Annotated in this window: 9 protein-coding genes; 8 read left to right on the forward strand and 1 reads right to left on the reverse strand. The window is 70.3% G+C overall.

Features of this window, described 5'->3' with window-relative positions:
- Positions 1-116: 116 nt before the first annotated feature.
- From ACF08B_RS12815 to ACF08B_RS12830, 4 genes are all read left to right on the forward strand, one after another.
- A complete protein-coding gene (locus ACF08B_RS12815; protein WP_392317357.1) occupies positions 117-2,783 on the forward strand; it encodes an ATP-binding cassette domain-containing protein in 2,667 nt (888 codons plus the stop codon).
- A gap of 162 nt (positions 2,784-2,945) precedes the next feature.
- Positions 2,946-3,833: a FadR/GntR family transcriptional regulator gene (locus ACF08B_RS12820; RefSeq protein ID WP_392317358.1), complete on the forward strand. Its 888-nt coding sequence runs from the start codon at positions 2,946-2,948 to the stop codon at positions 3,831-3,833.
- A gap of 500 nt (positions 3,834-4,333) precedes the next feature.
- Positions 4,334-5,881 (forward strand): RNA polymerase sigma factor, encoded by a 1,548-nt coding sequence (locus ACF08B_RS12825; RefSeq protein WP_392317359.1) that lies wholly within the window; start codon positions 4,334-4,336, stop codon positions 5,879-5,881.
- Between the two features lie 157 nt (positions 5,882-6,038).
- Positions 6,039-6,899, forward strand: coding sequence for a S1 family peptidase (locus tag ACF08B_RS12830; RefSeq protein ID WP_392317360.1), 861 nt, complete (start codon positions 6,039-6,041; stop codon positions 6,897-6,899).
- 100 nt (positions 6,900-6,999) lie between these two features.
- Here the strand turns inward: ACF08B_RS12830 and ACF08B_RS12835 are convergent, their stop codons facing one another.
- Positions 7,000-7,230: a hypothetical protein gene (locus ACF08B_RS12835; RefSeq protein ID WP_073897693.1), complete on the reverse strand. Its 231-nt coding sequence runs from the start codon at positions 7,228-7,230 to the stop codon at positions 7,000-7,002.
- Between the two features lie 438 nt (positions 7,231-7,668).
- On the opposite strand from ACF08B_RS12835, the gene ACF08B_RS12840 reads away from it, so the two are divergent.
- The 4 genes from ACF08B_RS12840 to ACF08B_RS12855 all read left to right on the forward strand — a co-directional run bounded on the left by ACF08B_RS12840 (position 7,669) and on the right by ACF08B_RS12855 (position 12,593).
- The gene (locus ACF08B_RS12840) at positions 7,669-9,792 is read left to right on the forward strand and encodes a type IIA DNA topoisomerase subunit B (RefSeq protein ID WP_392317361.1); all 2,124 of its coding nucleotides are present in this window, start codon (positions 7,669-7,671) and stop codon (positions 9,790-9,792) included.
- Between the two features lie 442 nt (positions 9,793-10,234).
- Positions 10,235-10,756 carry a DUF1453 domain-containing protein gene (locus tag ACF08B_RS12845; protein ID WP_392317718.1) on the forward strand — a complete coding sequence of 174 codons (522 nt, stop codon included), beginning with the start codon at positions 10,235-10,237 and terminating at the stop codon, positions 10,754-10,756.
- The gene (locus ACF08B_RS12850) at positions 10,753-11,904 is read left to right on the forward strand and encodes a sensor histidine kinase (protein ID WP_392317362.1); all 1,152 of its coding nucleotides are present in this window, start codon (positions 10,753-10,755) and stop codon (positions 11,902-11,904) included. Before ACF08B_RS12845 ends, ACF08B_RS12850 begins: the two co-directional genes overlap by 4 nt.
- A complete protein-coding gene (locus ACF08B_RS12855; RefSeq protein WP_392317363.1) occupies positions 11,901-12,593 on the forward strand; it encodes a response regulator in 693 nt (230 codons plus the stop codon). Before ACF08B_RS12850 ends, ACF08B_RS12855 begins: the two co-directional genes overlap by 4 nt.
- Positions 12,594-12,624 lie beyond the last annotated feature (31 nt).

The following is a 12,624-nucleotide window of genomic DNA, read 5'->3' on the forward strand; positions in this document are numbered from 1 at the left end:
ACGAGGGTGCCTGGTTCCGTCGAACGGCGTACACGGACGGGGTGGTCGGGACGGGACTCGGCTCCAAATCGCGCTATACATCAAAAAACCGGACATAGCGCGCTATCTTGCTGCAGGTGATCCAGGCCTTCGGACTTACCAGCAACCCCCGCAAGGCGCACCCGCCCGCCGTCGACGACGTCTCCTTCGAGGCGCGCGCCGGCCACGTCACCGTGCTCCTCGGCGGTCCCGGCGCGGGTAAGACGACGGCGCTCAGGCTGATGCTCGAACTTCAAGGCGGCCGTGGCATCACCTACTTCAAGGGGCGGCCCCTGCACCGGATCGCCCACCCCTCGCGTGAGGTCGGCGTGCTGCTCGGGGACGTGCCCGGGCATCCGGCCCGCTCGGTCCGCGGCCATCTGCGCATGCTGTGCGCGGCGTCGGGACTTCCCGCACGGCGCGCCGACGAGGTCCTGGAAGTGGTCGGTCTCGTCAGCCTTCGCGAGGAACGCCTCGGCACACTGTCCCAGGGCATGGACCGCAGACTCGGCCTGGCCTGCGCCCTGCTGCCCGACCCGCACACGCTCGTCCTGGACGCTCCCACCGACGGCCTCTCCGTCCGTGAGGCGCAATGGTTGCACGGCATGCTCCGGGCCCACGCCCGGCAGGGCGGCACCGTGCTCCTCACCACCAGTGACCCCAAGGAGGCCGCGCGCACGGCGGACCGGGTCGTCACTCTGGAAGGCGGCAGGCTTGTCGCCGACCAGGAAGCCCGTGCGTTCGCCCGGACCCGGCTGCGGCCCCGCGTGGCCGTCCGCAGCCCCCACGCGGCGCGCCTCGCGGCTCTCCTCGCCAAGGAGGCCCGTACCGCCCGCCGGTCCGTGGAAGTCGTACGGGAGGGTGGCAACCGTCTTTCGGTGTACGGCAGCACGACGGCCGACGTCGGCGAGACCGCCTTCCGCCACGGCATCCTTGTCCATCAACTGGCGGACGAGGTCGGTGACATGGGACCTGGCGCCGAATCCGACGGGAGCGAGACGGCGCCCCCGACCGGGACGCGACCGGCACAGCGGGACATCGCGGGGCCGGACTCCTCACCGGCGGGTGGGAGGTCAACCACCCGCACCAGCGGTCCAGCCGAACGAGCGGCGGCAGCCTCGCCGTCGGTGCAGCGCAAGCAAGGTACGGCGGACACTCCGGTGGCAGAGCAGGACCGAATCGGGTCGAGCCTTGACGCGCCGGAATCCGCCGCCGGTACCGAGTCCGCCGTCGTTGCGGGGGAGCGACTGCGAACCGCAGGGGACGAGACGCCCACCGGGGATCGGGAGCGCGCCCAGTCCGACGTGCCGACGGTGCGGTGGCCGACGGCGGAGGCCGCCCGGCACACGCCCGAGCGTGGTTCCGCGGAGCGAGGCCCGTCGGCGGTCGAGCCGACCCGCACGGGACGCGCTCAGTCGGCCTCCGAGCCCGTCACCGCGGAACGCGACCTGTCGAACTCCGAGCCGAGCACCGTCGAGCTCCACCTGCCGGTGACGGAATGGCGGGCGGCGGAGTCCGGCTCGCCGACGGGCGCCTCCGCGTTCGGTGTGCCCGCGTCGGAACAGGGTGCCCCGGCGCCGGACGGCGCGGCAACGGCTCAGGGCGCCGCACGGCAGGGCTCCACCTCGAGGGAGCGGCAGCCGAAGACCGGGCACGAAGCCACCGCGGCCGGCCGGGCGGCGATCCCGACCAAGGTGATCAGCGAAGTCGACATCCGGCGGTCGTCCGAGGACACGAGCGGATCGAGCACGGACGACTCCCCGGCCTCGATGGCCGGGACCTCGATGTCCGAAGAGGCGACGAAGGGCGAGGCGGCGAAGACCGGTAACCCGAGCGCTAAGTCGGCGAGCATCCCCGCCTCCCGTACTCGCCGCCTGCCCGGCGCCAGGAATCCCGTCACAACGAAACCGCAGCCTGAAAGCACTTCACCGGCAGACGGTGACCGCACACCCGACCCGCTCTCCCCCCTCCCGCCCCCGATCTCCGTCCGCCCCGCCCCCGCCCCCCTCCGCCCCCTTCGCTACGAGATCCGGCGGTCCAGTGGAATCGGCACCGGCTTCCTCACCTGCGGTGCCGCGCTGGTGGTGTCCGTGCTGACCGCCGTCGTGCTGGCCCGGATCGGGCACACACCGCAGGAGCGGCTGTTCGCCGCGTGGCCGCGAGAGCTGCCGCTGCCGCCCGCGGCGCTCGCGGCGGGCCTGCTCGGCGCGCTGGCCTTCGGGGACGAGTTCCGCCACCCCGCCCTGGCGGCGGACCGCGGCACCGTGCCCCGCCGGCTGGGGCTGCTGACCGCGAAACTCCTCGTCTCCGGAGCCACCGCACTGCTGCTGGCCTTCATCACGGTGGGCTGCAACGCCGAAGTGCTTTATCTCCTCTACGGACGGGAGCTGGCACAAGTTCCCGCGGACTGGCTCTTGCTGACCGCGAGTTGGTTCACGCTCATCCTCGGCTGCGCGTGGGCCGGTGTGCTGGCGGCCGGTGTGTTCCGCTCCACCTCGGCCGGTCTGGCCGCCGTGCTCGCCGTACCCGTCCTCCTCGTACCGCTCGTGCACAGGGCGCTCCAGGGCTCGGGTGCGCGGTTGGCGGCCGGGCTACCGATGCGGATGCGTGAACTTCTGCTCCTGCAGTGGCCCTTCGGAGGGGAGCGCTACCTGGTCGGCGCTCTGCGAATGTTCGCTCAACCCGTGGGCGGAGCACTGATGTTGTCGCTGACGGCACTGCTCTGCGCGTATCTGCGCACGGCGCTGCGCACCAGGGTCCGATGACGATCGCCCGTGCGTTTCAGAACCCTATGTGCGCACAACTCCCCACCGAAAGCCCATTTCTTTCCGATAAGGCGTCAATTGCGACGGGGTGAGCGATCACCCTTTCGTGTGCTTTTCACCAAAGCCCTCAAGGGAGTTGGAGACGACGCCGACAAAGGATCCGTGAGTACCCTTGCGCACACCATGATGACCGCCGCCCGCAACGCCGACTCAGGTCTGGCAGGCCCGGGCGATCTCGACCGCTACCCGTACACCGACGCGCCGGTGACCGACCGCGTCGGCGCGCCCTCCTGGGAGGGCACGGATCCGGATCTGGGCCGCGTCGGCCGGCGGGCCGCCGGCAGCCGCGGCCGCGGGCTCCACGGCCAACTCGTTCAGCAGCTGGGACAGATGATCGTCTCCGGTGACCTGGGCGCGGACCGCCCGCTGGTGCCCGAGGAGATCGGCCAGCGCTTCGAGGTCTCCCGCACCGTCGTCCGTGAGTCGCTCCGTGTCCTCGAGGCCAAGGGGCTGGTCAGTGCCCGGCCCAATGTCGGCACGCGCGTGCGTCCCGTCAGCGACTGGAACCTCCTCGACCCGGACATCATCGAGTGGCGGGCCTTCGGGCCGCAGCGCGACGACCAGCGCCGGGAGCTGAGCGAACTGCGCTGGACGATCGAGCCGCTGGCGGCGCGCCTCGCCGCGGGCCACGGGCGCGAGGAGGTGCAGCAGCGCCTCTGCGACATGGTCGAGATCATGAGTCACGCCATGGCGCAGGGTGACGCGCTGACCTACTCGCGCGCCGACAACGAGTTCCACGGACTCCTCATCCAGATCGCCGGCAACCGCATGCTGGAGCACCTGTCCGGCATCGTCTCGGCGGCCCTCCAGGTCTCCGGCGGCCCGGTCACGGGCTGTGACCGCCCGAACGAGGCCTCCCTCGCGCAGCACGCGCGGATCGTCGACGCCCTCGGAACCGGCGACGGTGCGGCGGCGGAGGCTGCCATGCGTCAGTTGCTGACGACCCACCCCGAGGTGGAGCGCGTCGTTCCCGCACCGCGCGAGCACTGATCCGCGTCGAGTCGGTGCGGCCGCGGGTGTGCGGCGCCGTCGCGGACCTCGTGGCGCGCCGGGTCGTTCCGCGCGACCCGGGAGCCCTGGTGTCCGCCGTCGCCGGACCCCACCGGATCCTTCTGGAGCCCGGTGGGGTCCGGCGGGATCCGGCGGGGTCCAGCGCTGTCCGGTGACGCGAGGATCGCGTTCCTGAAGGCGCACCATGGTGGTGAGGGCAACCGGGAACGAAGCCGGGGATGATCCATATGTCATTATCTGACCGTTTTTGACCGCTTACGGGGTGTGACTCGGGCCACGAAGATTGGGCGTAACGCTCGCGGAAACAGCGCGATGACCTAAGAGGTAACAGCCGCGGAGGGAATACGGACGCCATGACAGGCGCTGTGCATCCTCCCGGCCCCCGCCCGCGCCGTCGGCCCATCCCCAGGCCGGTGGTCGGCTCCTGTCCGCAGTGGACGGGGCCGGAAGCCGTTTTCCAACGTTCCGAGAGGTTGTTCGTGTCGGCCAGCACATCCCGTACGCTCCCGCCGGAGATCGCCGAGTCCGTCTCTGTCATGGCGCTCATTGAGCGGGGAAAGGCTGAGGGGCAGATCGCCGGCGACGATGTGCGTCGGGCCTTCGAAGCTGACCAGATTCCGGCCACTCAGTGGAAGAACGTACTGCGCAGCCTCAACCAGATTCTTGAGGAAGAGGGTGTGACGCTGATGGTCAGTGCCGCAGAGCCCAAGCGCACCCGAAAGAGCGTCGCAGCGAAGAGCCCGGCGAAGCGCACCGCCACCAAGACGGTCGCGGCGAAGACGGTGACCACCAGGAAGGCCACCGCCACAGCTGCCCCCGCCACGCCCGCGGACCCGCCGGCCGTCGACCCCGACGAGGAAGCCGCACCCGCCAAGAAGGCCGCGGCCAAGAAGGCGACGGCCACCAAGAAGACCGCCGCCAAGAAGACCGTCGCGAAGAAGACGGCCGCGAAGAAGACGACGGCAGGCAAGAAGGACGACGGCGAGATCCTCGAGGAAGAGGTTCTCGAGGACACCAAGGCCGCTGCCGACGAGCCCGAGGGCACGGAGAACGCGGGCTTCGTCCTGTCCGACGAGGACGAGGACGACGCTCCGGCCCAGCAGGTCGCCGCGGCCGGTGCCACCGCCGACCCGGTCAAGGACTACCTGAAGCAGATCGGCAAGGTCCCCCTGCTCAACGCCGAGCAGGAGGTGGAGCTGGCCAAGCGCATCGAGGCGGGTCTGTTCGCCGAGGACAAGCTGGCCAACGCCGACAAGCTCGCCCCTAAGCTCAAGCGCGAGCTGGAGATCATCGCCGAGGACGGCCGCCGCGCCAAGAACCACCTCCTGGAGGCCAACCTCCGTCTGGTGGTCTCACTGGCCAAGCGCTACACCGGCCGCGGCATGCTCTTCCTGGACCTCATCCAGGAGGGCAACCTCGGTCTGATCCGCGCGGTCGAGAAGTTCGACTACACCAAGGGCTACAAGTTCTCCACGTACGCCACCTGGTGGATCCGTCAGGCGATCACCCGCGCCATGGCCGACCAGGCCCGCACCATCCGTATCCCGGTGCACATGGTCGAGGTCATCAACAAGCTCGCGCGCGTGCAGCGCCAGATGCTCCAGGACCTGGGCCGCGAGCCCACCCCGGAGGAGCTGGCCAAGGAGCTCGACATGACCCCGGAAAAGGTCATCGAGGTCCAGAAGTACGGCCGCGAGCCCATCTCGCTGCACACCCCCCTGGGTGAGGACGGCGACAGCGAGTTCGGTGACCTCATCGAGGACTCCGAGGCCGTCGTCCCCGCCGATGCCGTCAGCTTCACGCTCTTGCAGGAGCAGCTGCACTCCGTTCTGGACACCCTGTCCGAGCGCGAGGCCGGCGTCGTCTCCATGCGGTTCGGTCTCACCGACGGTCAGCCGAAGACCCTCGACGAGATCGGCAAGGTCTACGGCGTGACGCGTGAGCGCATCCGGCAGATCGAGTCCAAGACGATGTCGAAGCTGCGCCACCCGTCGCGTTCGCAGGTGCTGCGCGATTACCTCGACTAGTCCGCTCGACTGGTTCAGGTCGTACGACGGCGAAGGCCCGGCTCCCATGAGGGAGCCGGGCCTGCGCCGTGCTGCGCGGGTGGGCGCCTCGTGCTGCGCGCGACGGCTCCCTGGATGACTCTGGGTGTCCAGTAGGAGCGCAGAGTGAGGAGCCTGCATGCGTCGTCTCGTTGCCCGGGCACTGATCCGGCCGCTGGCCCTGGCGGCCACGATGGCTGCCATACCCCTGGTGGGCGCGGCCCCGGCGGCCGCCGACAGCGTGGTGGTCGGAGGGTTCCCGATTGATGTCTCCCAGGCCCCGTGGACGGTGGCGGTGGCCAGCCGTGACCGATTCGGGGGTACGCGCGCGGGGCAGTTCTGCGGCGGTGTCGCGATCGAGCGGACCATGGTCGTCACCGCGGCCCACTGCATGGCGGAGGACGTCCTCGGCGACCCTCCCGACCGGGTGGGCGATCTCAGGGTCATCGCGGGCCGTACGGACCTGCTGTCGGGTGAAGGCCAGGAGGTCGCCGTACGGGACGTCTGGGTGAACCCCGGTTACCAGGCCTCGACCAACTCCGGCGACTTCGCCGTCCTCACTCTCGCCGAGGCTCTGCCGCAGAGCGCGGTCGTCGCCATGGCGGGGCCGGGCGACGCCGCGTACACGCCGGGCACACGGGCCCTCGTCTCCGGATGGGGGGACACGACCGGCGGGGGTGCATATCCGCGCCGGCTCCACGCCGCACGGGTGAGCGTACTGCCGGACGATCAGTGCGCCCGCGCCTATCCGGGCGGCTTCGACGGCACCTACCGGGCCGGCACCATGCTGTGCGCCGGTGAGGCCACCGGAGGCCCTGACGCCTGCCAGGGCGACAGCGGCGGCCCGCTGGTGGCCGGAGGCCGGCTGATCGGACTCGTGTCCTGGGGGAGCGGGTGCGGGAGGCCGGGCAATCCCGGCGTCTACACCCGCGTCTCGGAGATCGTCAGGACGCTGCGGCCGCGCGCGGGCGGACCGGGAGGGACCCACACGGGCTCCTGAGGCCCTGCATACGGGTATGAGCACGGGCGGCCGCTCCTGGTGGGGAGCGGCCGCCCGTTCACCGGCCTGTGCCGGGGCTGGCTCGTCGGGTGTGCGAGATTCAGCGCTCTTCTTCGGCGGCGTTGCTGGGAGCGGAGGTCAGCCGCTCCGTCTCGTCCTGTATCTCAGCGGCGATCTTCTTGAGTTCCGGCTCGAACTTGCGACCGTGGTGGGCGCAGAAGAGCAGTTCTCCGCCGCTGAGCAGGACGACGCGCAGGTATGCCTGGGCGCCGCAGCGGTCGCAGCGATCGGCGGCCGTCAACGGGCTCGCGGGGGTCAGAACAGTAGTCACGTCGCCTCTTCTCTAGCTCGACGAGCTGTCGTACCAGGGTCAACATCCAACCAGCCCGAAAACGTTCCCGCTCGTGGCTTTTCCTCGAAAAAATCTTTCGGGGCGGCTGTCTGCTGCCGGTTGGCGGCGAATGTGCCGTATTGCGTGTCTTAGGTGCTTACGGGTTCGCGCTGTCTAGTGTCTCGGTCCTCCCGGCTGGGTTGCCGGTTGTTCATGAGGACGTGCCCGGAGCCTAAATGGTTCATGCCTCCAAGGGAACGTGATGTGTACTTCACTCCATCGAGGGATCGAACATGCATGCGAGCCTGGACTAGTCTGAGTTTCCGAAGAGGGTGGCGTTACACCGGCTCTACCAGGCCTCGGTACCCTCTGTGCGGCGACCGAAGCCGCCCCCTTGCCCAAAAGGGGGCACCTGAAATTCAGCGAGGAGCGAACCGCGTGACCGCCGATACGTCCGTGCCGTCCACAGCGCTGCTGGCAGGAGCAGACCGGGACGGTTCCAACTACACCGCGCGGCACCTGCTCGTCCTCGAGGGCCTCGAGGCCGTGCGCAAGCGCCCTGGCATGTACATCGGCTCGACCGACAGTCGTGGCCTGATGCACTGCCTCTGGGAGATCATCGACAACTCCGTGGACGAGGCCCTCGGCGGCTACTGCGACCACATCGACGTCGTCCTCCACGACGACGGCTCGGTGGAGGTGCGCGACAACGGCCGAGGCATCCCCGTGGACGTCGAGCCCAAGACCGGCCTCTCCGGCGTCGAGGTCGTCATGACCAAGCTGCACGCCGGCGGCAAGTTCGGCGGCGGCTCGTACGCCGCCTCCGGCGGTCTGCACGGCGTGGGCGCCTCCGTGGTCAACGCCCTCTCCGCCCGGCTGGACGTCGAGGTGGACCGTGGCGGCCACACCCACGCCATCAGCTTTAGGCGCGGTGTGCCGGGTGCCTTCCGCGGGAACGGCGCCGAGGCCAAGTTCGAGGCCGGCGTCGGGCTGGTCAAGACCAAGAGGATCCCCAAGAGCCGCGTGGGCACGCGCGTGCGGTACTGGGCCGACCGGCAGATCTTCCTCAAGGACGCCAAGCTCTCCCTGGAGACGCTGCACCAGCGCGCGCGGCAGACCGCGTTCCTGGTGCCGGGCCTGACGATCGTCGTCCGTGACGAGTACGGCCTCGGCGAGGGCGGCAGCAAGGGCGAGGAGTCCTTCCGCTTCGACGGCGGCATCAGCGAGTTCTGCGAGTACCTCGCCAGCGACAAGCCGGTCTGCGACATCCTCCGCTTCTCCGGGCAGGGCAGCTTCAAGGAGACGGTCCCGGTCCTGGACGAGCACGGCCAGATGACCCCCACCGAGGTCACCCGCGAGCTGGGCGTGGACGTCGCGATGCGCTGGGGCACGGGCTACGACACCACCCTGCGCTCGTTCGTCAACATCATCGCCACGCCCAAGGGCGGCACCCACGTCGCCGGTTTCGAGCAGGCCGTCACCAAGACGCTGCTCGAGGCGGTACGCGCCAAGAAGCTGCTGCGTGTGGCCGAGGACGACATCGCCAAGGACGACGCCCTCGAAGGCCTGACCGCGGTGGTCACCGTGCGCCTGGCCGAACCACAGTTCGAGGGGCAGACCAAGGAGGTGCTCGGTACCTCCGCGGCCCGTCGGATCGTGTTCAACGTGATCACCAAGGAACTCAAGGCGTTCCTGACCTCTACCAAGCGTGACGCCGCCGCCCAGGCCCGGGTCGTCATGGAGAAGGTGGTCGCGGCCGCTCGCACCCGTGTGGCGGCCCGCCAGCACAAGGACGCCCAGCGACGGAAGACCGCCCTGGAGTCCTCGTCCCTGCCGGCGAAACTCGCCGACTGTCGGAGCGACGACGTCGACCGCAGCGAGCTGTTCATCGTCGAGGGTGACTCCGCGCTCGGTACGGCCAAGCTGGCGCGGAACTCCGAGTTCCAGGCGCTGCTGCCGATCCGCGGCAAGATCCTCAACGTGCAGCGTTCGTCGGTGACCGACATGCTCAAGAACGCCGAGTGCGGCGCGATCATCCAGGTCATAGGAGCCGGCTCGGGCCGTACGTTCGACATCGAGCAGGCCCGCTACGGCAAGATCATCATGATGACCGACGCCGATGTGGACGGCTCCCACATCCGCTGCCTGCTGCTCACGCTGTTCCAGCGCTACATGCGGCCGATGGTCGAGGCGGGCCGGGTCTTCGCCGCGGTGCCCCCGCTGCACCGCATCGAGCTGATCCAGCCCAGGAAGGGTCAGGACAAGTACGTCTACACGTACTCGGACCGCGAGCTGCGGGACACGCTCATGGAGTTCCGGAGCAAGGGCGTCCGGTACAAGGACTCCATCCAGCGCTACAAGGGTCTGGGCGAGATGGACGCCGACCAGCTGGCCGAGACCACGATGGATCCGCGCCACCGCACGCTGCGCCGGATCAACCTCTCCGACCTGGAGGCCGCCGAGCAGGTCTTCGACCTGCTCATGGGCAACGACGTGGCGCCGCGCAAGGAGTTCATCTCCGGCTCCGCGGCGACGCTGGACCGGTCGCGCATCGACGCGTAGCCGCTGCGCCCGGCTTCGGCCCGGGTTTCTTCAGGTCTGCCGCCCTGTTGACGGGGCGGCCGACCTGCGGGCGCGCACCTGTGTGGGAACGGCTCACTCGGGGCCGCCTCCAGCGACCGGCCGGGTCGCCGCGGCAGGGACCCCACCTGCGCCGGCGCCAGGGGCCGCGCGTCGAAGGTGCGGACCGCCCAGCGGCGCCGAGTCGTGTGGACTGTCCCGGTCCCGGGCCTGCTTCCGGTCCTGTGCGCTCATGCGGACGCGCACCCCAACCCTCGCCTCTCTCCACCCTCACCTCTCTCCACCCTTGGGTGGAGAGAGAGCCCCTTGCGGTTCCACCCGCGATCCACCCCTGCTCCGATCCCCTGACCTGCGGACTTCCGTAATTTCGAAGGCGTCGGCAGCGCTCGCTCCCGGCATGACCTTCTCGCTCACGGAGGCTCTGATGTCCGGGCTCGTCAACGCGCTGGTGATCGTCGCCGTCGCCGCGGTCGTGATCGCTCGGCAGTTCCGTGCCCGCGCGATCGACACGGATCGACGCTGGTGGCTACTGCCGGTGATCCTCGGCGTCGTCGCGTTGCGTGACCCCGGTGTCCTCGACGGCCACCACCGTGCGGAAGCCGCCGTGCTGCTAGCGGTGGAGCTGCTCATAGGCCTGGCCACCGGCGCCGGCTGGGCCTGGACCACCCGGGTCTGGACGGCTCAGGACGGTGCCGTCTGGACCAGGAGCACCAAGGCGAGCGTCGCGGTATGGGGTGTGGGCCTCGCTCTGCGGGCCGGTGTCTTCGCCGTCGGTTCCGCGCTCGGCGTGCACCAGGACAGCGCCGCCCTGATGCTCGGCCTCGCCGGGACCCTGCTCGTCCGCGGCGGAATGCTGGCCTGGCGGGCGCAGTCGCTCGACGACATGAGTCGCCCCGCCCCGGCGTACGGTGACGAAAGGAGGCCGGCGTGGAAGGAGCACGTGTGAGCGGGGACGCATGGACACGCTGGCCGTCTCGCGAAGCGCTCGGCCGCGCGGGAACCACCCGGCCCCGGCGCATGCTCGCCTGGGCCGTCCGGACCCTGGTGCTCGGCACCCTCCTGTGGGGCGCGTTCGATCACCAGCACATCGGGATCTGGGGAGCACTGGCGGCGGCGGCCGGGGTCGTCGGCGCCGGGTTCGTCGCCTGGGCCTTCTTCCGGACGACCTACGCCCACCGGCTGGCACCCTCCCTCGCGCTCACGGCCGTGCTTCTGGCCATCGCGGTGGCCGCCCAGGCCACCGGATTCGCGGTGCCGGCCCTCGTGATCTGGTGCGGCTGCGCGGTGAGCGCTCTGGAGAGACTTCCGCTCGCGGCGGCCACGCCGGTGGCAGCGGTGGCCCTGGCCTCGTACTCCGTGTTCGACACCGACGCCTGGCTGACCACGGCCGTCACTGTGGTGGGCATGGCGCTCGCGGGGTATGTGCTGCGCCTGGACGCGGAGGCCCGGGGCAACGCACAGCGACTGCTCGCGCAGGAGCGTGCCGCCCGGGCGGCCGAGGCCGAGTCGGCAGCGCTGAACGAACGCTCGCGGATCGCTCGGGAGATCCACGACGTGCTCGCGCACAGCCTGTCGGCGCAGCTCGTGCACTTGGAGGCGGCCCGTCTGCTGATCGAGCGGGGCGCCGAACGGGAGCAGATCCTCGAGCGGGTGGTGGCGGCACGGGGCATGGCCCGCGACGGCCTGGCGGAGACCCGGCAGGCTCTGTCCGCGCTGCGGGGTGACCTGACTCCGCTGGAGGACTTCCTCGCCGAGCTCGTCAGCACGGCCGACGGCGCGGCGGTCACCGTCACGGGTGAGCGCAGGGCTCTGCCGGCCGAGGCGTCCCAGGCCGTACGCCGGGTCGCGCAGGAGGCCCTGACGAACGTGCGTAAGCACGCCCAGGGCGCCAAGGTGCACCTGCGACTCGACTACGGCGTCCACGAAGTCACGCTGGACGTCAGGGACTCAGGGGGTCGGACGGATGAACTCGCGGGCACTGGCGGCGGGTACGGTCTGCTGGGTATGCGGGAGCGCGCCGAACTGCTGGGCGGTTCGCTGGACGCGCGGCCGGACGACGAAGGGTTCGTGGTGACGCTGAAGGTGCCCGTATGACGGTCGAGGAGGGGGAGAAGAAGCCCGCACGGGTGGTGGTCGCCGACGACCAGACCGTGGTGCGGGAGGGCATCGTGATGCTGCTCGGGCTGCTGCCGGGCCTGGAGGTCGTGGGTGCCGCCGGGGACGGCGAGGAGGCGGTACGGCTGGTCGGTGAACTGGCCCCGGACGTCGTCCTGATGGATCTCCGGATGCCCCGGTGCGACGGGGTGGAGGCCACGCGGCGGATCCGGGCGCAGTACCCCGGTACGCAGGTCGTCGTGCTCACCACGTTCGGGGACGACGAGTCGCTGTTCCCCGCGCTGCGGGCCGGCGCCCGCGGCTATCTGACCAAGGACGCGGGCGGCGACGAGATCGTGCGGGCCGTGGAGAGCGTGCTGTCAGGGGACGCGGGTCTGTCGCCGAGTGTGCAGCGCCGTCTGCTGGAGCGGCTTTCGCGGTCCGAGCCGCCGGCGTCCGAACCGGCCGCCGCGGAGCCGCCCGACGGGCTGACGGCCCGGGAGACCGAGGTGCTGGTGCTGATCGCCGAGGGCCTCTCCAACCAGGAGATCGCCCGCGCGCTGCACGTCTCCACCGCGACCGTGAAGACACACATCAACAACCTCTTCGCCAAGACCGGCCTCAAGGACCGGGCGCAGGCGGTGCGTTACGCCTACGGCAAGGGCCTGGTGCGGCCTCCCACGGGGTGAATCACTAGATGGGGTGATTTGCTCCCGAAGA

It is taken from the genome of Streptomyces sp. NPDC015139 (assembly GCF_043079785.1).
GTDB lineage: Bacteria > Actinomycetota > Actinomycetes > Streptomycetales > Streptomycetaceae > Streptomyces > Streptomyces albidocamelliae.